Annotated in this window: 17 protein-coding genes and 2 CRISPR repeat arrays; of the genes, 2 read left to right on the top strand and 15 right to left on the bottom strand. The window is 69.1% G+C overall.

Annotation, left to right across the window (positions count from 1 at the left end):
* The 9 genes from IEY73_RS34540 to IEY73_RS33955 form a co-directional block, all read right to left on the bottom strand.
* Positions 1 to 570 (bottom strand): hypothetical protein (locus tag IEY73_RS34540; RefSeq protein ID WP_444543393.1); only part of this gene is annotated, 570 nt, incomplete at its 3' end.
* Positions 571 to 577: 7 nt separating this feature from the next.
* Positions 578 to 1403: direct repeats of the CRISPR family, unit length 30 nt; unit sequence GTTGCGATCCCTCCAGGGGTGATGAGCGAC.
* A gap of 89 nt (positions 1404 to 1492) precedes the next feature.
* Positions 1493 to 1756, bottom strand: a complete 264-nt coding sequence (cas2, locus tag IEY73_RS31220) for a CRISPR-associated endonuclease Cas2 (protein WP_189082945.1) — start codon at positions 1754 to 1756, stop codon at positions 1493 to 1495.
* A 3-nt stretch (positions 1757 to 1759) separates the two neighbouring features.
* Entirely contained in the window at positions 1760 to 2740 is a 981-nt protein-coding gene (gene cas1b, locus IEY73_RS31215; protein ID WP_189082944.1) for a type I-B CRISPR-associated endonuclease Cas1b, read from the bottom strand.
* Positions 2737 to 3243: a CRISPR-associated protein Cas4 gene (locus IEY73_RS31210; protein ID WP_229716329.1), complete on the bottom strand. Its 507-nt coding sequence runs from the start codon at positions 3241 to 3243 to the stop codon at positions 2737 to 2739. Before IEY73_RS31210 ends, cas1b begins: the two co-directional genes overlap by 4 nt.
* The gene (gene cas3, locus IEY73_RS31205; protein ID WP_229716328.1) at positions 3240 to 5678 is read right to left on the bottom strand and encodes a CRISPR-associated helicase Cas3'; all 2439 of its coding nucleotides are present in this window, start codon (positions 5676 to 5678) and stop codon (positions 3240 to 3242) included. Before cas3 ends, IEY73_RS31210 begins: the two co-directional genes overlap by 4 nt.
* Positions 5675 to 6376, bottom strand: a complete 702-nt coding sequence (gene cas5 / locus IEY73_RS31200) for a CRISPR-associated protein Cas5 (RefSeq protein WP_189082942.1) — start codon at positions 6374 to 6376, stop codon at positions 5675 to 5677. The genes cas3 and cas5 overlap by 4 nt, the downstream gene beginning before the upstream one ends.
* Positions 6373 to 7434, bottom strand: coding sequence for a type I-B CRISPR-associated protein Cas7/Cst2/DevR (gene cas7i / locus IEY73_RS31195; protein ID WP_189082941.1), 1062 nt, complete (start codon positions 7432 to 7434; stop codon positions 6373 to 6375). Before cas7i ends, cas5 begins: the two co-directional genes overlap by 4 nt.
* Positions 7434 to 8822 carry a hypothetical protein gene (locus tag IEY73_RS31190; protein WP_189082940.1) on the bottom strand — a complete coding sequence of 463 codons (1389 nt, stop codon included), beginning with the start codon at positions 8820 to 8822 and terminating at the stop codon, positions 7434 to 7436. The genes cas7i and IEY73_RS31190 overlap by 1 nt, the downstream gene beginning before the upstream one ends.
* Entirely contained in the window at positions 8819 to 9253 is a 435-nt protein-coding gene (locus IEY73_RS33955) for a CRISPR-associated endoribonuclease Cas6 (RefSeq protein ID WP_229716327.1), read from the bottom strand. Before IEY73_RS33955 ends, IEY73_RS31190 begins: the two co-directional genes overlap by 4 nt.
* 859 nt (positions 9254 to 10112) lie before the next feature.
* Here IEY73_RS33955 and IEY73_RS34465 point away from each other — a divergent pair.
* Entirely contained in the window at positions 10113 to 11213 is a 1101-nt protein-coding gene (locus tag IEY73_RS34465; protein WP_444543392.1) for an SAVED domain-containing protein, read from the top strand.
* Between the two features lie 149 nt (positions 11214 to 11362).
* A CRISPR array of direct repeats spans positions 11363 to 12262; the repeat unit is 30 nt; unit sequence GTTGCGATCCCTCCAGGGGTGATGAGCGAC.
* Between the two features lie 209 nt (positions 12263 to 12471).
* On the opposite strand, the gene IEY73_RS31175 is transcribed toward IEY73_RS34465, so the two are convergent.
* The 6 genes from IEY73_RS31175 to IEY73_RS31150 are packed head-to-tail and all read right to left on the bottom strand — an operon-like array spanning position 12472 to position 19981.
* On the bottom strand, positions 12472 to 12942 hold the full coding sequence (locus tag IEY73_RS31175) for a hypothetical protein (protein WP_189082938.1): 471 nt from the start codon (positions 12940 to 12942) through the stop codon (positions 12472 to 12474).
* Complete coding sequence (locus IEY73_RS31170; protein ID WP_189082937.1) at positions 12939 to 14162, bottom strand: RAMP superfamily CRISPR-associated protein; 1224 nt, start codon at positions 14160 to 14162, stop codon at positions 12939 to 12941. The genes IEY73_RS31175 and IEY73_RS31170 overlap by 4 nt, the downstream gene beginning before the upstream one ends.
* A complete protein-coding gene (locus IEY73_RS31165) occupies positions 14159 to 15490 on the bottom strand; it encodes an RAMP superfamily CRISPR-associated protein (RefSeq protein WP_189082936.1) in 1332 nt (443 codons plus the stop codon). Before IEY73_RS31165 ends, IEY73_RS31170 begins: the two co-directional genes overlap by 4 nt.
* Positions 15487 to 16059 (bottom strand): RAMP superfamily CRISPR-associated protein, encoded by a 573-nt coding sequence (locus tag IEY73_RS31160; RefSeq protein ID WP_189082935.1) that lies wholly within the window; start codon positions 16057 to 16059, stop codon positions 15487 to 15489. Before IEY73_RS31160 ends, IEY73_RS31165 begins: the two co-directional genes overlap by 4 nt.
* Positions 16047 to 17486: a Cas10/Cmr2 second palm domain-containing protein gene (locus IEY73_RS31155; protein WP_189082934.1), complete on the bottom strand. Its 1440-nt coding sequence runs from the start codon at positions 17484 to 17486 to the stop codon at positions 16047 to 16049. The genes IEY73_RS31160 and IEY73_RS31155 overlap by 13 nt, the downstream gene beginning before the upstream one ends.
* Positions 17483 to 19981 (bottom strand): RAMP superfamily CRISPR-associated protein, encoded by a 2499-nt coding sequence (locus tag IEY73_RS31150; protein WP_189082933.1) that lies wholly within the window; start codon positions 19979 to 19981, stop codon positions 17483 to 17485. Before IEY73_RS31150 ends, IEY73_RS31155 begins: the two co-directional genes overlap by 4 nt.
* Positions 19982 to 20341: 360 nt before the next feature.
* Here IEY73_RS31150 and IEY73_RS31145 point away from each other — a divergent pair.
* On the top strand, positions 20342 to 20538 hold a 197-nt coding region (locus tag IEY73_RS31145), incomplete at its 3' end, for a hypothetical protein (RefSeq protein WP_189081224.1).

Here is a 20538-nt window from a genome sequence, read left to right as displayed (position 1 = left end):
GTGGTGGGCGAGGGCGGCGAGCGCTTGCGACGTTGGGGGGCTGCTGCACCGGAGGCGGTAGACGCTGCCGGCGACGGCGACCTGTTCGGTGGGTTTGGGTAGGCCGCTGGCGAGGTGCCAGCCGCCGACGGTGCGATGCGAGGCAAAGTCCGGCAACGTGCTGCTACCGAGGTGTTCGCGTTGCAGTCTCTCCAGCGATGACGAGCGGTCCGGCGCCATCGCTTCGCGTTCCAACAATGCACCCACGTTGCAATCCTCCAGGGGTGATGAGCGACCCGACCTCATCTTCAACCCCACCACCTCCATCACAGTGTTGCGATCCCTCCCGGGGGTGATGAGCGACTCGTGCAACGGGCGCAAGGCCGACGGCTGACGGCGTTGCGGTCCCTCCAGGGGTGATGAGCGACTGAACCACTTCGCCGACGTGTCGTTCGCCGTGACCAGGTTGCGGTCCCTCCAGGGGTGATGGGCGACGTCGAAGTCGCCGACGTCGGGGACCGGATCCTGCTGCGGTTGCGATCCCTCCAGGGTGATGAGCGACTCGACAACCTCTCCACCGGCGTCGAGCACTCCACCGTGTTGCGATCCCTCCAGGGGTGATGAGCGACCCGGGGGTGGACACCGCCACCGGGTCCGAGCAGCACGCGTTGCGATCCCTCCAGGGGTGATGAGCGACCGATGAGCTGGCCACTGGACAGCGTGGAGCACTACGCGTTGCGATCCCTCCAGGGGTGATGAGCGACCCGGGTGCCGGGGGTGGTGGTGCCGCACGGTTCGCCTGTTGCGATCCCTCCAGGGGTGATGAGCGACCTCGATGAGGGTCCAAGCCATTCCCCGGGTGCAGCGTTGCGATCCCTCCAGGGGTGATGAGCGACAGCTACTCGACGTCGAGTACTCGCTGCTGCCCGAGCTGGTGTTGCGATCCCTCCAGGGGTGATGAGCGACCGCGAGTTCCACGCCGCACCCGACTGGGCGCAACCGTTGCGATCCCTCCAGGGGTGATGAGCGACCCGAGGACGCGCGGGATCTGCTGCTGTGGATGTTGTTGCGATCCCTCCAGGGGTGATGAGCGACACGCGGGCGGCGGCCTTCGCGGCGCGGACCCGGTGTTGCGATCCCTCCAGGGGTGATGAGCGACCACCGCGGACACCGTGCTCAGCGCCCAAGTCCCAGTTGCGATCCCTCCAGGGGTGATGAGCGACCACGCCCGCATCCGCCGACGCCTCCACAAAGCGTTCCCGTTGCGATCCCTCCAGGGGTGATGAGCGACTGGACCAGCCCCGAGCACATTGCCAAAGTTCAGCGGTTGCGATCCCTCCAGGGGTGATGAGCGACCTTCGCCCGCGAGGAGGCGTCATGAGCAGCTACCCCACGTTGCGATCCCTCCAGGGGTGATGAGCGACCCGAGTCTTAAGTCGCAGGTCAGAGCGTTCTTGACCATGGTGTTCGGACTCGATTTTGCAGCATTCCGCCGGTAGTGCATCTTCGCAGGTCAGAGCACTGAATCGGGATGTCCGAGTTCGGCGCCGAGCGAGTCCACCTGCATGAGGTGGGGTGTGCCGATGCGGTAGATGCGGATGCTGTCGTAGCTGAGGTCCAGGCAGCCTTGCAGTGTTTTTACCAGTGCGCGGTACTGCGCTACGGACAGCTCGCCCTGGAACACGCTGCGCTGGACCCAGTGCAGGTACTGCCGGCAGGTTCGTAGTACGACGGGGTTGCGTTCCACTGCCGTGTCGTAGACGAGGATCACGAACATGGTTCACCACCAGGGCCGGAACGGCTTGTAGGGGGTTCGTTCGAGGCAGAGCCGGACGATTTTCAAGGCCTCCAGGTGGATGAGTTCCTCGTACGAGACTTTCCGGCGCAGCGCGCGGTGGTAGACGGTGGTGGCGAGTTCGTCGCGGATCATCGTGGAAATCTTTTTTCGGCCTGCCGGGCTGAGGGAGGCGCTCGCGACGTCGCTGACGAAGTCGGCTTTCGTCAGGGTTTTCTGAGCAGCGCACCGGCGGAGTAGCCGTTCGGCGAATAGCGGCTTGAACGGCTCGGCGAGGTCCAGGGCGAGAGTGTTGCGGCGGCGATCGGTGTCGGCGTGCAGGAAGCCGATTGCCGGGTGCAGGGGTGTACATCGGATGGCGGTGAGCACCCGTGAGTAGGTGATGGCGTTCAGGTAGCTGATGAAGGCGTTGCCCGCGTTGGAGGGTGGGCGACGGCTGCGGCCTTCGATTCTCAGCCACGGTGTTAGCTGGGTGTCGAGCAAGGCCCAGCTGGTGCGCCGGAAGTTACCTTCGATGCCCATCAGGTCGGCGGTGGTAGTGCAGGCGGCGATCTGCTCGGGGAGTCGTTGCCGGGCGCCGTCGAGCAGGTCGGTGGCCAGTGCCCAGGAGACGTTCGCCGCGGTTGCGGAGACCAGAGATCGTGCGACGGTCAGCCGGGCCTCGGGGTCGGCGGTCAGGTTGACCTGTTCGCGCAGGGCTCGGGCGGAGGACATGTCGAGGGCCGGGGTGATGGCGCCGGCGTAGTTGCCGTAGTGGTCGAGCAGATGGACGGTCACGTTGTGCGCGCTCAGCAGCGACACGGCCGAGGTGTTGACGTCGACGTGGTCGAAAGCGACGAGGTCGCGGATGTCGGTGATGGGGATGTGGACGGGGGAGTTGTCGGCGCGTTCGATGCGGATGCTCCGGTCCTGCCGACGGATGCGGCAGGGTTCGGTCAGCCAGTAGCTGCGGCCGGCGGCGCTCATCGGTCGCCCCAGCAGTAGTCGAGGTAGGAGCAGGCCCGGCAGTCGGGTCGGGCCAACCGAGGCGGAGGTTTCTGGGTGGCGATGACGGTTCGGGCGTCGGCTTCGGTGGTTTCGGCGGTGCGTCGTGCGATGGCGTTCCAGGCGAATCGGATGGTGCGGCGGATGAGTGGGTAGTGCACGACGGCTTCGCGGACGGTAACGCCGCGACGAGACAGCAGCAGGCAGTAGTGCAGGACCTGGGCCTGATGTTGTGGCGATGGCTTGCGCGACGATTTGGTTTCGTGGACGACTGCGCCTCGGGTGACCCAGTCGATTTTGGCTGAGCCGAGGTCGACGCCGTGGTGACGGGCGAAGGTGGTGTCGTCGACCACTTCACCGAAGGCGACCGCCTGGCTGCGTGCCTCTGGCCGATACCCGCGGCTGTAGAGCCAGAGTTGGCGGCGGCAGTGCACGAGGTACTTGATGTGCACGCCGCCGATGTCGTCGTCCAGGTCGTCGTTCACAGCACGGTCTCCTGTGGGGTGGGCTGCGCGTGCGGGGCGCGAGAGAAGGTAAGGCCGGTTTCGCTGCTGTACGGAGCGTCGATCACCGGGATGCGGCCGCCAGCTCCGGCGGTTCCGGTAGTCCGCACGGCCTGCCATTGCCGGTAGGTAATGGGGATGAGCAGGTCGGCGCCGAGCAGCGCATGCCCGTCGGGGCCGGTGGTCAGTTGCTCGTATTCGGCGCGATCGCGGTCCAGCAGCACGTCGACGGTGTCGAACGTTTCGCGGAGTCCTTCGGCGAATTCGTCGCGGTCGGTGAACGGCTCGGTGAAGGTGAGGAAGTCTGTGCGGAAGCGGTCGCGGCTGCGGCGGGCGCGTTCGGCCCATCCGCGGCCCCACGGGGTGTCGTAGGCCAGCCGGAGCCAGGTGTCGATGCTGTGCTCAGACACGACCGGGCCGGGCGCGGCACACAAGGCGTTCCAGGCGGCTTCGAGAGCGTCCTGCTCGTAGGGCAGCGAGCTGGGGCCGCGGTGTACTCGGTACTCGACCACGCCGTCGGGGTGGCGGCCGAGCCGGTTGACGCGTCCGGCGCGTTGGGCGATGGATTCGATCGGGGCCAGTTCGGAGGCGCCGCGATCGAGGTCGATGCGCAGCGCTACCTCCACCGTCTGGGTGGCGACCACCAGGCCACCGCGCTGTGGCGCCTCTCCAGGTCGCCGTTCGCGGTGCCTGCGTAGTAGCCGCCGTTCGATGGCCGCGCGGTCGCGGCCGCGGAACCGGGAGTGCAGCAGAATCGCCGCGTCGGCGCCCCGACGGCCGACGGTCTGGGCGTCGCTGGCCAGCGCGGTGTAGAGGGTTTGCGCTGTCTTCACGGTGTTGGCGATCAGCAGCACGCTGTGCCCATCGCGTAGCCATGCCGCGAACACCGCGAGGCTGTCCGGGTCGGTGATCGCTTGCTCGTCCAGCACCAGCCGGTGCCGGTCGGGGGCGGCACCGGCCGGGGCGCGTTGGACGGTGACCGGGCGGTGCAGGCTGTCTCTGACCAGGCCAGCCAGGGGCGGGGCAAGCGTGGCGGACAGGATCGCCACGCGGGTCCCGAGTTCCTCCCACAGCTGCATGGCGGCGCACAGCCGGCCGAAGGTGTCCGGGTCGTAGGCGTGCAGTTCGTCCACGACGATCAGGCTGTTGGCCTGTTCGAGGAGGACGCTGGAGTACTTCGGGCCGGCGATGGCGCCGATCAGCAGTTGGTAGGCGCTGCTGACCCGGAAACGTTGTGCGAACAGGCGCATAGCGCCGACGCGGCTCGCGGCGCGGCGGGCGTCGGCGGCTGACGGGGCTTGTCGTGGCGGGTCTGGCGGTCCACCCGCCGGTGGTGCGGGCGGGCAGTCATCGACGGCGGCGGCCAGGACCGCCAATGCGGCGGTGCCGTGCAGGATGCCGATGTCGGCGGTGGTGTCGCCCGGGCCGGGATCCAAGGTACGGGCGAACACGTCGGCGGCGGCGTTGAGCGACGCCCGATAGGGGAGGGTCCAGACCACGCGGGGCCGGCCGGGCATGCTGCTTAGTTGGTGGGCGGCCCAGGCCAGGCCCGATTCGGTTTTGCCTGTGCCGGTGGGCGCGACGAGGATCAGGTGGCCGTGGGTGCGCCCGGCTGTCTGCTGGTGCGGGTATGGGCGGTAGGGCAGCCTGGTCAGGAAGTCTCGTCCCAGGGGTTGATGGGTGTGCAGGGCGACGTGCGCGGAGGCAGAGTGGTCGGCGAGGGTGACCGCGCCTTGCAGCAGAACGCCGATCAACCCGGTGGTCTCGTCGACGGGTTCTTCCCAGAACGCGCGCAGGGCGGCGAACTGCTCAGCGGCCCGCTCCCATAGCCGACGGCCAGAGTCGTCGGGGACAGCGCGGCTGAGCTGGGCGGCGCACCAGCGCAGGAACGCCCGGTGCCGATCCGCCGTTACCCGGCCTTTTGGTGCGCCGGGTGGCGGGTCCGGGTCGTATCCGAAGATGTGCTGCCAGGCGGCGGTGGGCGGGTAGAGGTCGCGCAGGGCCCGGCCGCGGTCGGAGCGCAGCCACCGGTGGTGCAGGCCCACCCCGGCCGCGACCAGCGCGGCGTCGGGTAGGGGCAGGGACGCGGTGAACAGTTGGACGTAGGCCAGCGAGAGAACCTCGTGGCGCTGACCCCACGCCCTGCCGCCGGGCCGCACCTGCTGTTGGAAGCCCTCGGCGAGCTTGCCGGCGTCATGCAGCAGGCAGGCCAGCTCGACCAATGCCCAGAAGCCCGGCCGGTGGGCGAGTAGCCCGGCGGCGCCGATCCGGTCGGCGATATGTCGTCCGGCGTCGCGGGTGGCGAGGCTGTGCTCGGTCAACCGTTCCGCCCGCCGGTGGCGCCGGGCGCCGGGGGTCTGCTCGATCGATTTGGCCCACACTCCGTCCAACAGATGCAGCTCGGCGGGGCTGATCACCGGTGCCCGCCATGTAGCCAGACCGCCTGTCCCTCGTCGTGCCACGCGCCACGCACAGGGCAGCGGCCGACCGGGGTCGGGCTCCATAGGAAGTCGCCGTAGACGGTGACGCTGCGGTCGGCGCTGACGGTCTCGGCCAGCCGCACGGTCGACGCCGAACCTGCGCTGTGTCCGCCGGGTGCGGCTACGGCGTGCCCGACGTTCGCCTCGTCAGATGGTTGTAGGCGGGTCCGATGGATCGACCGCACGTACAGCAGGTCCTGGGAGCGGCCCAGCCGCAGCGGCCAGACCGGGCGGCGCAGTGCCCGGGCGAGTCGGTCGCCGTCAGGACCGGGGATCCACGCGGTGACGTTCAGGTGCGTAAGGAACGGCCGGTCCTTGAGGGTGGTGCCGCCCTTGATCGCCCGGACCCGGCCCCGCACCGCCGGGTTGGAGCCGTCCGCTGCGATCGGGTGGTAGGTCTCCGCGTCGATTCCCGCGCCGGCCGCAGCCGCGCTGTAGCCCAGCGCTACCGGCTCCATCGGTGTTCCAGCCGCGGCGGCCAGGAGGCCGCGCAGCGACGACGGCGGGGGGACGGGCAGGCAGCGGGTGAGGCCCGGAAACATCGGATCTCGGAACGAGGCGACCGGCGCGAACACCTCGACCCGGACGACGTCGAGGCCGTCCTCGCCGGAGGTCGGGATCCAGTGCCCGCTCATCGCGCCGGGTCGTCGAACCAGGCGTCGTGGGCGCCGCCGCGCAGGTCGGCGGCCATGGTGCGCAACATGGTGCGCGGGTGCCCAACCAGCACCTGCCCGCCGGCGATCTCTTCGGCCAGGTCCGCCTCGAACTGCTTGCGGGTAGCGTCCTTGAAGCCTGGGCGCCAGCCGACGTGCACCGGTCCGTCCCACTCACCCCGCCACGCGTCCAGCTCCGCCCGTAAGGTCGCGGCGCGGACCTGCAGACCGCTGCCGTCCTCGGCGCCGCTGATCGCGAACTCCAACGGATTGACCCCGCCGGCCATCGGCAGCAGCATCACCAGCGCCGGGGTCCGGTCGCCGTAGTGCAGCCCTTTCTTGGCGCCGCCGGCGATGTCGGCCATCGCATCGAGCAGCAGCGCCGCCCGCTCGCGCCGCGCCGGTAACGGCAGCCGCACCGCGCTCTGCCCCCGGAAGGTCACTGCCGTTGCGCCCGCTTCGATCGCCGCCGAGGCTTGCAGCGCGGCCTCCGTGCTCAGGTAGTTGGCCTTGCCCGCACCCCGCGCCTGCGGCAGCGTGAACGTGCCCACGCGCGGCAGGTCGAGCAGAAACGGCGCCGCCAGATCAGCGGTGTAGAACTCGTGGGAATGCAGCACCGGCTCGTCGATGCCGCGGGCCATCACCCCGAAGTCCTCGGTCGGGCGTGCCGGCTCGACCGCCAGCAACGTGCCGCACATGAACGGGCTGTCACGCAACGTTGTCGACGCGTCGTCGGTCTTCGACGTGGCCTTCATGTAGCCGAACAGGTCGTCGTCGGCGTACCGCACCGGGTCGGCCGCGGTGGTCGCCTTCTGTGCCTTGCTCTCCTTCTTCCCGACCCGTTCGGTCGGTGAGCACGGCGACCCGTGATCGGTCATCGTGTCGCGCAGCCACCGCCGGAACGCCTGCGCCGACACATACGGATAGGTCTGCTGCCGGATCACGGTCTTCTTGACCCGCCCGGTGGTCGCCTCACCCCGGCCGTTGTTCGGCGCGCCCGCCGTCACCGCGAGCACGATCTTGCCTGCCAGGTAGGCCATCAGGCGTACGCTCCTTCCTCGTCGGCGTCGAGCAGCATCGGCTCATCGTCGGGTTGTGTGTCGGGGTCGGGCTTGGCACCGATCGCGGCGTCGCGGTGCACCAGTTCGGCCACCACCTCGAAGAACAGTTGCGCACGCAACCGCCACCCGTCCGGGCCGCCGGACATCAGCGCCGGCGTCACCCCGCTGACATCGGCGGGACGGGTGCCGTCGCGCAGCAGCCGCGCACTGGCCTGCATGAGCAGCCGGTTCAACTCGAAGGCGTTGCCGGCGGCCTTCGCATACTCGTTGAACCGGCCCCGGGGATTACGCTCGGCGGTGATCCAATCGGTGATCAGGTCACGCGCCGGAACCAGCCGGTCGACGTCCATCCCGTACATCTCCTCGTGATAGGCACGACCCAGCCGCCGCCAACCGTCCACCACATACGGGTCGGCCGGAGGGTCACGAAACTCGGCGAACAGCGCCCGGATCAGCCTGTCGCTGGTGCGCTGTTCGTCGTCGAACAAGGTCCGCGCGATGGCGGTGTTGCCGTGGCCGGCCTTGTCCCGGCGGCCGAGCGCACGCCGCAGACGCGTCCACCCCAGCCGCAGCGCCGGCTGCGTGTCGATCCGCGCCAGCAGACGCGCGGCGGCCTGCCGCGCCACGGTGACCCGCAGCCAAGGCTCCTGGTTGTCGTTCTTGAATGACCACAACACCGCATCGACCGGCGCATCCGCTGCCAGCGCCCGCAATGCCAGCAACGTGATCGTCTCCGCGCACGCATCCGCCGCGACCCCGCCGAACCCGACCTGCTGGATCCGCCCCGCACGCCGGACGTTACGCGCGGCGAACCGGCGCTCCACGACAGAGCTGGCGCACATCAGCACCGTCGCCGACCCAGCGGTCAGCCAGGCGCCGTACGGCAGCGCCCAAATGGCCACTCGGCACCCGCGACACACCGGCCAGCCCACGGTCGCCGGTGGCAGCGTGTTCACCGCCTTCGTGGAGTCGAACATCGGCAGGTGCATCTTCGCCCACACCACCCCTGCCGGGGCGGCGCAGAACGTGCACGGGACCAACGCAGCGCCGTCGGGGTCGGCGGTAAACAACGCGCTGACACTCGCGCGCATCGGGGCCGGGTCGCGGGAACGCTGGGCATGCGTCGGCTTCGCGTTCGGATACTGGGCAAACAGGACTTTCCACCAGTCCGGGCTGGCCGCCGATTTCGGCAGGCACGCCGCCGCCACCACATCGTCGACGATGCGCGCCGCCACCCCGTCAAGATCCGGCCCGGACACCCCAACCGGTGTCTCCCTCCCGGCCATCACCGCCACCGCCCACGCCCCCGCCCGCTGCAGGGGGTGGGAACTCAACGCGAGCGCCGGCCAGACGGTCGGTGCCGTCATCGGATCCACCCGAACCCCTGAATATTGCCCAAGCCCAGACCCCAGGCCCGCAACGCGGAGAGCAGACGCGGATCCGTGGTGACCCGCGCCGTCAGGCTCGCGCCGATCCGCCACCCGCCGGACACCTCGTACCGGCGCCGCGGTCCCGCCTCCAGCACCTCGACCTCCGCCGCGTCGGGAAGCCCCAGCACGTCGGCCTTGCGCCGAATGTTGCTCACCAACGCCGACGCGTAGCCGTCGTCGCCCGGCAGCAGATACCGGTCCGCCTCACCCTTGAGCAGCACCGGAGATTGCGTCGACAACACCGCCGTCCCTTCCGGTTCCCCGTCGACATCGAGCTGGACGCCCTTGACTCGTAGCGTCGCCGGCCCCCACCGCAACCGGTCCCGTTGCGCCACTGCGGCCAACAATGCGGCCGCCAACGCGGGCACCGGAGATCCGAACCACACCCGGCCAGAGCTCGACATCATGTACACACGCGGGGCGCGCCGCGCGTCTCGAAATATCGGCGGCGAGACACCGATCGGCCGCAACGGACTCCCGCTCCACCCACCGTCGTGAAGATGTTTCGAGACCTCCGGCGAGGTGTCCGCGAGTAGCTGGTAGACAACCGCGTGAGCCACACCGTGCACGAACTTCCACGGCAACACCTCATCGGATGCCGACACATCGACCACCATGCGCACGCCGTCCTCCTGCGGAAGTGAAAGAATTCCTTGTGTGAGATGGCTGGGAGCCGTGAAGCGGTGATCAACCCTGCAGGGGTGATGAAAGATCGCGCACCTGGCCGGTGAACCGCAGCCCAGCATTGCGATAGCTCAAGCCGTGATGACCCAGACCGCTGTGCCGCCGAAACGACCGCTCGCGCCATGCCCTCAGTGAAGCGCAGGCCAGCCGAGATCGGCAGGGTACTCATTCAATCGAGTGACCCAGTCAGCTTGAGAAAATCCATATCGGCGTACGGGCGTAGGCGCGGAGTCGGTACGCCATTGCGCATCGGCCGGGCCGGGAGCGCTGCTGCTGCTGTTGCCGGCCGACGACTCGTCGACGACGACCAGGCCAGCGTGCCGCGAGGCAGGTAGGTAGGTAGGTAGGCAGCCCGATACGACGGGTGGCCTCCACCCGAGAGTGCTGCGATTTCACGCGTAGAAGAAGCGGTTTTCCACTTGGGGGATATGAGCGCCTAAAGTGACCGGTTGCGGGTCCGGCACCTGCATCACGCGAAACCTTCGTACTCGATAGGCGGCTCATCTAATGCGGCAAGGGACCACGGACTCGCCTCGGCTAACGGTGGTCGGGTCGAGGAATACGGCGCGCGGCGGGCAAGGGATCTGGGCGACGCTGCTCGATGGGACAGCCGCAACAACGGTTGGCGGGATCGTCGCCGGCGGGTTCGGCGTCGAAGCGATCAAGTCGCTGATGACGGGCGACGGCGCTGGGCGTCAGTGGTTCTTTTTAGGGTGCGCTGTTGGGCTTGGGCTCGTTGTTCTCGGGTTCCGGCTTCGAGGTCAAGCCCGTCGTCAGGTGCGGGTGGGCATCGTAGCTACCGCGGTGGACTCGCGGAGAGGCCTCGCGCGAGCACGTCAGCTTGATCAGCAGGCCGAGACGTTCAGCCGGGAAATTTGCTCAGTCACGCTGAAGACGGACGCCGAAATGTCTGGCGACGGCGCCCGCGATCGAGACATGATCGATCTGCTGGCAGACGAAACGCTTGCGGCGATCATGATGGCGGAGCGTCTGACCCCCGACGCATCCCGCATCAACCTCATACCCACCATGCCGTTGAATGCCGCCTTCTGGTTCGGGGCGCGACTGGGATACACCCACGCGCGTGCGGTGACGGTGCACGCCATCCGCCAGGCCGACGGATCCCCGCCGTACTTTCCCGCGACGTCCCTACGCGCGATGGAATCGACTGCTGAGCCGTTGATCCTGGAGCGCTTAGAGGTAGTCGACGGCGGGGATCAATCCAAGGTCGCGCTTGCACTGGACCTACAGGGATTCGGAGACCAGTTCTGCGACCAGGTGCTGGCAGCGTGCCGCCAGCACAGGATCGGCTACATGCTGAGGCTGCGCACGACAACGGCTTGTCTGACCGAGAACAGCGAGACGTTCACCGGCGTCGTGGAGCAGACCTGCCAAGCCTGGCGTGCCGCTGCGCTGCCCGCCTCCGCCCGGACGGGGCACCACGCCATATTCCTCAGCGGACCGGTGGCCATCGCGGTCGCTCTCGGCGCTCGCCTCGCCTCCCCAGAGAAGAACAAATGGACCGCGTTCACATTCGACAGCGCGACCAGCACCTACGAACCGTTTCCGCCGACCGCCGCACTCGGATCACGTTGCGATCCCTCCAGGGGTGATGAGCGACCTGCACACCCACCCTCACCGTGACCAACAGCGCCCACCCGTTGCGAGCCCTCCAGGGGTGATGAGCGACCAGACGGTCGCCGAGCAGTGGCATCTGTCGAACTTGTTGCGATCCCTCCAGGGTGATGAGCGACCACCAGGCGGGGTCGTCGTCGCGCGGGTGCCCGATCACGTGTTGCGATCCCTCCAGGGGTGATGAGCGACCCGGCGCTGCGGGCGGATGTGAGCCGCCGCTTTTGAGTGTTGCGATCCCTCCAGGGGTGATGAGCGACCACAGGGCGACGAGGCCCGGCAGCGCCAGCGGGCCATGTTGCGATCCCTCCAGGGGTGATGAGCGACCCGGGCGGCCTCGCGGACGGTGTCGGTGGCGCGGATCAGGTGTTGCGATCCCTCCAGGGGTGATGAGCGACTCACCCTCGCCAAACGCCTCAAAGGCATGGGCTCCGGTTGCGATCCCTCCAGGGGTGATGAGCGACCGCGGGTGATGATCCCGTGCCATCCCGGTTGCACGCGTTGCGATCCCTCCAGGGGTGATGAGCGACCAGGCGAGGGCTCAGGGCATGTCGGTGCCGCTGTACACGTTGCGATCCCTCCAGGGGTGATGAGCGACTTGAGCTCGGGCGCGGCCGGCGGCACCGCGTACAAGATGTTGCGATCCCTCCAGGGGTGATGAGCGACCCGCGTTCGAGACCCACCGCACCCGAGTCAACGCGTTGCGATCCCTCCAGGGGTGATGAGCGACCCGGCGGCCGGCCAGCAACCAGCAACGTGTCACAGTTGCGATCCCTCCAGGGGTGATGAGCGACTCCTGGTCGTCGCCGTCGTCGCCCTGGACGTGGCGGGTTGCGATCCCTCCAGGGGTGATGAGCGACCCGCGCTGCTGCCCGACGGCACCGAACTGCCCCTGCCGTTGCGATCCCTCCAGGGGTGATGAGCGACTTGATGAGAGGAGAAACGCGATGAGCGTGATGGACGAGTTGCGATCCCTCCAGGGGTGATGAGCGACCAGGACCGGTACACGCAGACCGGCAGCTCGGGTGCGGGTTGCGATCCCTCCAGGGGTGATGAGCGACCCGAGTCTTAAGTCCCAGGTCAAAGCATTCTTGACCATGCGTCCAGATTCGGATCTTGCAGCGGTTCGCCGGTAATGCATCTTTGCAGGTCAGAGCGTTGGTCTAGGGGACTGCCTTGGGTGCCGAGCGCGGCTACCGTTATGAGCTGGCGCGACTTGGGGGTATCCCCGCGCCGTCGTAGCTCGCATCCCAAAAGATCACGTTTGCGATCATCGTTTTGGGTGGACACGAACGAACGAGATCGGCTGCGCCGCGATGGCGGCCGTTGGGACTTCGGACAGGTAAGGGTGGATGTTGTACAGCTCGACTGTCCGGTCGGTGACGTCGGGGCTGAGCGGGCCGACCCGGTTTTCGGCGTCCGGCCAGCTGCGGGTGTGGTGCAAGGTCCATTGCACGGTGTGAAGGTCGGGATGGCCGGTGGTGGGTTCGGCCAAGTGCAGGACGGCGCCGATGGCGGTGCCGGCGTCGAGCCGGACGCGGATGAGCCACTCGGTGGACCACGCCCAAAGGTGGCTGTACGGCGGCGGTTGCGTCGGTGGCGCACCGATGTGGAAGCCGTCGTAGTCGGCCCAGGCGGTTTCCTGCGCGGTGGTGAGGGTGGCGGCGAGGGTCTCCCAGCTGATGCGGCCGAGTGCTTGCAGGTGGGCGGTGCCGGTGGCCGGGGTCGGTGCTTCGGTCATCGGGCGTGGTCCTCGATGGCGTGGGGTTTGAGTGGTTGCGGGTTTGGTGGTGGTGTGACGGTGACCGTGCCGTAGCCGCGGGTGGTGCGGGATCCGATGCCGATGACTCCGTCGTGCAGGTCACGCAGGACATGGGTGAGCAGGTTGGTCGTCCAGCCGGGAAGGGCGTCGGTGAGAGCGTCGATGCGCAGGCGGACCGTTCCGGCGGTGACGGGTTGGGTTTGGTACAGGATGCCGGCGCGGGTGCCGCCGGTGACACGGTCGAGGCCGTTGTGGGTGCGCGGTGCGGGGATTTGGGCGTCGGTGATCGGGGTGTCGTTGAACCTGAGCAGTCCGCGGCCCTCCGGGTGGCCGTAGAGGTGGCAGGTGGGGCAAGTGCCGCAGCCGACCGGTGTGGTGCAGGCCGGGATGCCGATGGACCGCAGGATGTACTCGGTGCGGGAGCGGAACAGCCCTTTCCAAGTGCTCGCGGGGATCAGTGGTGTGCCGGCACGGCTGCGGGTCGCGGCGGGGCCGGTGAGTCGGGGGTCGCCGATGAGCAGGGCGCCGACGACGGACACGGTGACGTCGATGACGGATGGCGGGGTGGGTTCGGGGTTCGGGGGTAGGCCGTGGACGGCGACGGTGTCGATCAGGTCGGGGCCGGTGTGGCGCAGCCAGATTCGTAGTCCGTCCGGGGTAGCCGGGTCGATAGTGCCGTGGCGGAGTCGGGTGAGGGTGGTGCGGCCGTTTCCGGCGGTGCGGTCGCGGCCGATGGTCGGCTGCCATGCCGCGACCAGGGCGAGTACCGGAGCGCTGAGGTCGCCGTCGTAGCGCAGGTATGCGGTCAGTGTGCCGCCGGCGGTGACGGTGCGGGTGTGTCGCAGGGAACCGGCGGTGGCGGCGCCGCGTGCGCGGTCGATGCCGGTCTGGCCGACGATCTCGGTGAGCGGCTCCTCGGGGTCTGGGGTGAATCGGGTGCCGAGGATCCAAAGGTCGGACGCGGTGAGTTCATGGTCGCCGTGGGTGGGCGGCGGGCTGCCCATCAGTTCGGCGGCCAGGTCGGCGTCGTGGCGGCGCAGGTGGGCGCGTAGGGAGCCGGCGAGGCCGGAACCGGGTATCCAGGGCCGGCCGTGAACGTCGGTGAGCAGGTCACGGTCGAGGGCGCTGTCGTCGTCGGTGGCGTCGCCGATGCCCCAACCAGGGTGGACGGTGATGTCCGCGACCAAGAAGGTGATCATGCGCGTTCCATGGGGCTCGGGTCTTCGGGCGCTGCGGTGTCGAGCAGGATGAACAGGGTGCGCAGTGCTTCTGGGTCGGCGCCGGTCAGGCAGGTGAGGAGGGTGTGCCGCTGCCGTCCGGAGAGGACGTCCGCGGCGGGTCTGTCCAACACATCGGCGACGAGCGACTCGGGCAGGGCTCCGGCGTGGCGGTGCTGCTCGATCTGCATTTCGTGGACGACGGCGGTGAGCCAGCGGAGTTCGTCCGCAGTGAGAGTGAGCTCCATGATGGCAGCGTGCAGGTCGATGCCAGGGTCGTGAGCGAGGGTTGGCGCGGTGCGGGCTGGGCGCGGCCGCCACGCCGTGGTAGCGGTGTCGGCGGTGCCGAGGCCTTCGGCGCGGCGCAGGCCGATGCCGTGGCGTTGGACCTGGGCGGCGAAGGTAGTCAGGGCATCGCTGGTGCCGTCGAGGATGTAGGTGGAGCCTGCGGCGGCGCACAGATCGGCGGGCTTGGGTAGCCGGGATGCGGCGTGCCAGCCGGTCCAGGTCAGGGGACGCGTCCAGGCGCGGGTGACGGTCACCCCATCGGGTAGGTCGATGCCGGGCTGGGGTACGAGGGTGGGCCGGCCGGCGGTGTCGACGAAGACGGCAGGGCTGCCAAGGCGTAGCAGGAGCCGCCCATCGGTGATGAGCTGTCCGGGCGGCAGCAGGCGCGGTGGTTGTGCTGGGGTGTGCCCGACCGGGGTGACGGTGGCGCGACCACCGACGGTGCGGCGGCCGCCGAGCCAGATCGTGTGGGGCTGGGCGAGCCACGGGTGGTGGCCGTGGATGACGCCCGTCAGAAGGGTGCCGGCGGGCAATGCCGCGTTGGCGTATAGGTGGCCGTCCTTGGCGCGCCCGGTGGCGGGATCGATTTCGGTGCGGGTGATCCGTGTCGTCGCGGCCGGGCCGGTGATGGTGCCTCTGCTGCGGTGCAGCGGACCTGTACAGCTCGGGCAATGGGTGCCGGTGTCGAATGCGTCGTCGACGGCGGTGGCGACGCAGCGCGGGTACGGCTGGTACTTGCACAACCGCACGGACAACGGCGCCCGAGTGGTGCCCTCGGGCAGCAGCGGACCGAAGCGGATGTCCCCGTCGAACAGTTCCTGGAATTCGGCGTGCCGAGGGTTGTGCGACGTTGGGGGACCGTGTTCGGCGATCCAGGTGGCGGCTAGCGCGCCGCGCAGGACGGAGCCGGGCACGTAGGGGTGGGAGTCAGTGAAGTAGCCGATCTCGCTGGCCACGCCGAGGGCGAGACGTTGGACCGCGTGGGCGGTGATGTGCAGGCAGACGGGCGCGGGTGCGGTCATCGTGGGCCATCCGTGGGGTGCAGCAGGTCCGTGAGCTGGTCGGCGTGCTGCGCTGTCCAGGCCGGTTCGAGGGGGGTCAGTGACACCCAGCCGAGTCCCCGCCGCCGATCGCTGCCGACGGCGGCGACAGCACGGGCGGACGCGATGAGGACCGCTTCGTGGCGGGCGCGGACGGCGGGGGACAGGTAGGCGGTGCGGTCGATGGTGAACGTGGTGTCCGCGGCGTGGACCTCTTCGGCGATGGCCAAGGCAGTGTCGACGGTGGTGTGAGTCGCGTCGTCGATCTGGATGCGGGCTCGGCGGCGTACCGAGGTGGCGTCGCCGGTGAGGGTGCTGTCGGACCACGACCAGGGGCATGGTGTGCCGGAGGTGCCATAGACGGCATCGACCAACGTGGCCGGCAGGCGGAGCAGGTCTCTGGCGGCGGAGCGCATGACACCTTTGAGACTTGACGCGGGCAACAGATCGCCGCGGTCGACGACGCTGTCGGCGCCGTTCGCGGCGCGGCCGGCGGCGACCCGGAACGGGGTGTGGAAGCAGACGGCGAAGCGCAGGGTCACGACCACCACCGGGCCAACGACAACGCGGCGGCGACGGCGGCGGGGCCACCGTGTTCCAGCAGCGGTTCGACGACGTCGCTGCGCTCGAGTCGGCGTCCGTGACGGCGCAGTCGCGCGGCGGAGATCTGCGGCCGGTCCGGGTCGCACAGCCGGCCCCATTCGGCGCGCGCCGCGGCGGGTAATGCGCTCAGGGCGCGCATCGCCGGGTCCAACGTCGCGGCGTGCTCCAGCGTCCACGATCGGCGTTCCGGCACTGGCTGGTCGCCGTCGCGGGTGACATCGAGCCAGGCGATCGCCGGTTGACGGCCGCAGTGCTCGCGTTTGGCCCGGGTCAGCAGTTCGGCGGCCAGATCGACGCTGCGCCGGAAGGGGTGCTTGCTGTGAGCGAACACGATCGCCGCTGATGCGGACGTCGTTGCCGCGGCGGGCAGGTCGGTGACCTTCTGCATCCGGCCGCGGAAGGAGTGAAGGTAGGCGGTGGTGAACAGCCACGCCCGGTCGGCGACGACCGAAACCAGCACGTCGTCGCCGCCCACCAGGTGGGGGATGACCGGTACGGCGGTCTGGTCGCCGCGGTCATCGGGCCTAGGCCAGACCGTACGGGTGGCGTCGATCAACGCGCCGCGGGTGGCTGCGGAAACCTTCTCGGATAGCCGCGCCTTGAGCTCGGTATCGCCGCTGGTCGCGGCGGCTTCAAAGAGCCGACCCAGATTGTTGCCGTCGATGTACACGCTTGCCACGTGATTGCGGTTCCCGTCCGCGGCTCCGAGCGCGGCGAGCGCGTCGAAATGCCGTGCGGTGTGTGTCTCGTCCACGTCCAGGGCGTGCAGCAGACGGGTTTCGGCGCTGACGGGAACGGTCGCTTGCCGCAGGCCGGGCTGGCGGTACCGGTCGGTGTAGCGGGCTGCGCAGTCGGCGCACACCCGGACTTGCCGCTCGTGCAGATCGATGTCCGTGACGGCCGGGTCGGCGCGGCAGGTGGCGCACGACTGCAGGAAGGGGATCTCGTCGACCGGGGGTGACACCGGTAGGGCGTCCTCAGCGGCCAGACCATCCGGGTAAGCCTCGACGTACGACGATCCCGTGGCCCAGCCGGCAGCCAGCGGCACCGCCGGCAACTGTCGGCGGATCGCGGTTTGCGCCGCGTTGGCGGTGGCTGCGGCGCGTCGATGGTCGGCGGTGGCGTCACCGCACGACGGGAACCGCAGCGGGAACACGCCGTCGGCCTGACCGGCCTCGGCGTTGATCTCGACGTCGCCGTCGCCCGTTCCGGAAGCCGCCGCGACCCATGCGGCGGAGGAGTCACGGCATGACGTGTCGCCCAACCACGCCGACGCCCCGCGTACCCCCTTGAGGTCCGGGGTCCTGCTCAGATAGCTCTGGATTCGTGTCGCGGCGATGTTCACGTACACCCACCGCATGGCCGGGCCGTTCACCGGGATTTCTTCTTTCGCAGGATCGGCAGGCTCTGGTCGCCGGCCGTCGGGTCCGGCAACGGCAGCAACGGCCGTGGCTCCTCCTCGGCCAGATACATACCGCTGGTCATGGTGAAGAAGTCGAACGGTTTGTCGAACTGCTGTGTCCGTGCCGCGGTGACGTCCTCGGGCCAATTCTCGCCGGGCGGGTAGGTGACGCGGGCCGGGTTGACCTTGCCGGCCGAGAGCACCGACGCCAGCGCCGGCCATCCGTCGCGCACGGGTTCTGGGCAGGACGCCGTGAACGCGGCGAGTGCTTGCGGCCTGTCGAGGGTGACAGCCGGGCCGCCGCCGTAGCGGCTGTCGGCATCCCACGCCCTGACCTCGGTGACAGTGGCGGTGCACGATCCGAGTCCAAGCGGCCGGCCACCGCCAAGATGCAGCCGAATTGGTAGCGCCTGCCCGTCACGGTGTACCGCCGGTAGCACGGCTTCGGGCTGCAGCGCGGCCAGCAGCCCGCCGAGGGTGGCCTGGTCGAGGTTGTCGAAGGTGATCCGCTGGTGCAGCACTGTGCCCGGCGGGGCCAGCAGGTGCTCGCTGACCATCTGGGCGCGGTGATGAGGTCGCCGCTCGTGGCGCTTCGACGTGAACGACGGTGACGGTTCGGTGTGCCAGTAGAACTTTCGGCCCCGCACCGGTCGTAGCGAATTCTGGTCAGGCTCGGCGCCCCACTCGCGGGTCGGATAGCGTCCGGACCGCGCGGGACGTGTGTTCTGCAACGCGAGATAGAACTGGCCCGCGCCGGGCCGTGGCGCGCCCATCGGGGCACGCGAGACCTGCTGCAATTGGACCGGAGCAGGGGAGAGGGCATCACCGAAGCGCACGTGCCCGGCGTAGGCGCATTGCCGCGCGGGACCGTCATCCGGGCGTGTCGTCGTGTCCGCTGCCCCGAACAGCCGGCACGAGGGACACAACAGCAGACTCGTGTCATCGCCGTCGAAGTCGTGCGGGCAAGCCCGCAGGTGAGAAGGCACCCGCTTGCCGAGCGGTCCGGCCCCCAGGTGCCGCCAGATCACTGCGTGACGCAATTCGACGACCTGCTCGCCCCTCTGCCGCACCCACAGCACATCACCGACGGCGAACCGGCCGGTCACTCGTTGGCGCTCGCCGATCGGCTTACCGTCGAATTTGACCGGTACCCACCTCGGCGGCTCAACGTCGGCCGAGCGTGCCTGCACGACCTCGCGGGCACCGGCCACGACCTTGCGGTAGGTGCGCCACGCCGATTCGCTCACCTCGACGCGATCGCCGGTCAGCCGCCCGCATGCCGCAAAGTACTGACTCTTGCTGCCGTCATTGCGCGTCGTTGGACGAGCGCTGGGATCGCTCAGCAGCACCGTCCAGGCCTCCTCGTCCGACCCGTCGGCTCTGTCTACCGACGCGTCCGGATGCAGCTCGAAGCGGCCCAGCGACGTCGGCGTTGCCGGCGCATCGAAACGTACCCGGCTGCCCGTGCGCAGGTCCTTTCCGTACACGTCCCGCAACTGCGGACCGCGCACCCACACCACCTGCGACGCCACCTGCACCGACAAGGGCTGACCGTCGTGGGTCACCTCGGTCACCGATGCCAACGTCAGCTCGTGGTCCGAGGCGAGCGCCGCCTCCTGCTGGGGGGATCGGGCCGGGTCCCGGTACGAGGGAACGAACGTTTCGTCCAACACGCGCAGGCACCCGCCGGCGAGGGTCTCGTGCAGTGAGCGGACCGCCCCCTTCACCGACGCGCCCGGAACCCGTAGCCGATGCCCGTCAACCGCGCCCGGCGGCGCCTGCATCGGCGCGGTCAGTTCCCACCGCACCGTCAGGGTGCCCGAGAGGTGATCGTCGGCCAACTTCGTGTGCCATGACGGCGGCGAGCGAACAATGTCCTCCGGAAACGGCACGAACGTGTACGGATTGACGAACCGCTCCGGATCGTGCCATCGCAGTTGTTGCTGCTCACGCTCGCGCCGTTGATTTCCACGCTCGCGTGCACCGGCCCGCTCCTCTTGGCGCGTCTGCAAGGCCGCCTGGCGGCGACTAGCCCACGCCGTGATCCCGCCCTCGATCACCCAGCACCCCTTCGGCTGGCCGGAGTCGAACAGCAGGTACTCGCCAGCGCTGCTGCCGAGCCCGTCGAGTACCGCGGTGTCGTCCGGTAACCCGACCTCTGGCGGGGACATTTGCGCCATCACACCCTGCCGGCCGCCGACCTCGCCGACCAGCCGCACCTGATTGCCCTTCCACGACGGGCGGCACCGAGTGACCCGGCAAGCGCCGAGTTCTACCAGGCAATCCTCGCCGTCTCGCTCCAGGTAGCCGAGGCGCGGCCGCGTGCCGTCGCCCCAGTGTCGCGAGAACTCCTCCACGTACCAGTCGGCCACGGTCGACGTCTCGACCCCGCCGCCGTCACCGTCGTTGACCGGCACGTACTGCAAGCACCGCGACGCGGGTGTCCAGGCCAGTACCACGATCCGCATTACCCGACGACACCCCCGAACCGAAAGCACACCACGCGGTCCTCCCTCCATACCGGACATCGGTCATCGTGCCGTCGCGGTTACGGGGAGACATCGACGGATCGGAGATTCAGTCCTGCGGGGTGGTTGCGCTCCGCTGCCGGGCGGACGCGGTTTCCAGCGATCGGATGGAAATGCAATCCAGCCCTTGCGCAAAATGTCACTGTGCAGTTACTTATGGGAACCGTGGGAGGCGGGATCGGACGGCTCCGAAACGGTTGCGGCTCCTCCTCGGGCACCACCTGCTGTACGTCGACCAGCCGACCCGCACCTATCAGCCGATGCGGGTGCATCCCGCCCAGCCGAGGAACCGGTGACGCGATGCCGAGCCGTTTCGAGATCGTCCTGCCCGGCCTCGACCCGTCGAGTATTCGCCTTGAACACCTGCACGCGGTGGTCACTGGCTGGCTCGACACCCCGGACACTCATCGCGCCGCCGCTAAGCCGTACACCCTGACGCCGGCCAGCGCCGATCCGGCCGGTGCCGCCGTGCAGGTCGCCACGCTGGACGACACCCG

The organism is Mangrovihabitans endophyticus (assembly GCF_014646155.1).
Classification (GTDB): Bacteria; Actinomycetota; Actinomycetes; order Mycobacteriales; family Micromonosporaceae; genus Actinoplanes; species Actinoplanes endophyticus.
The sequence above is the reverse complement of the archived record's forward strand: the minus strand, read 5'-3'. Positions and strand labels throughout refer to the sequence as shown.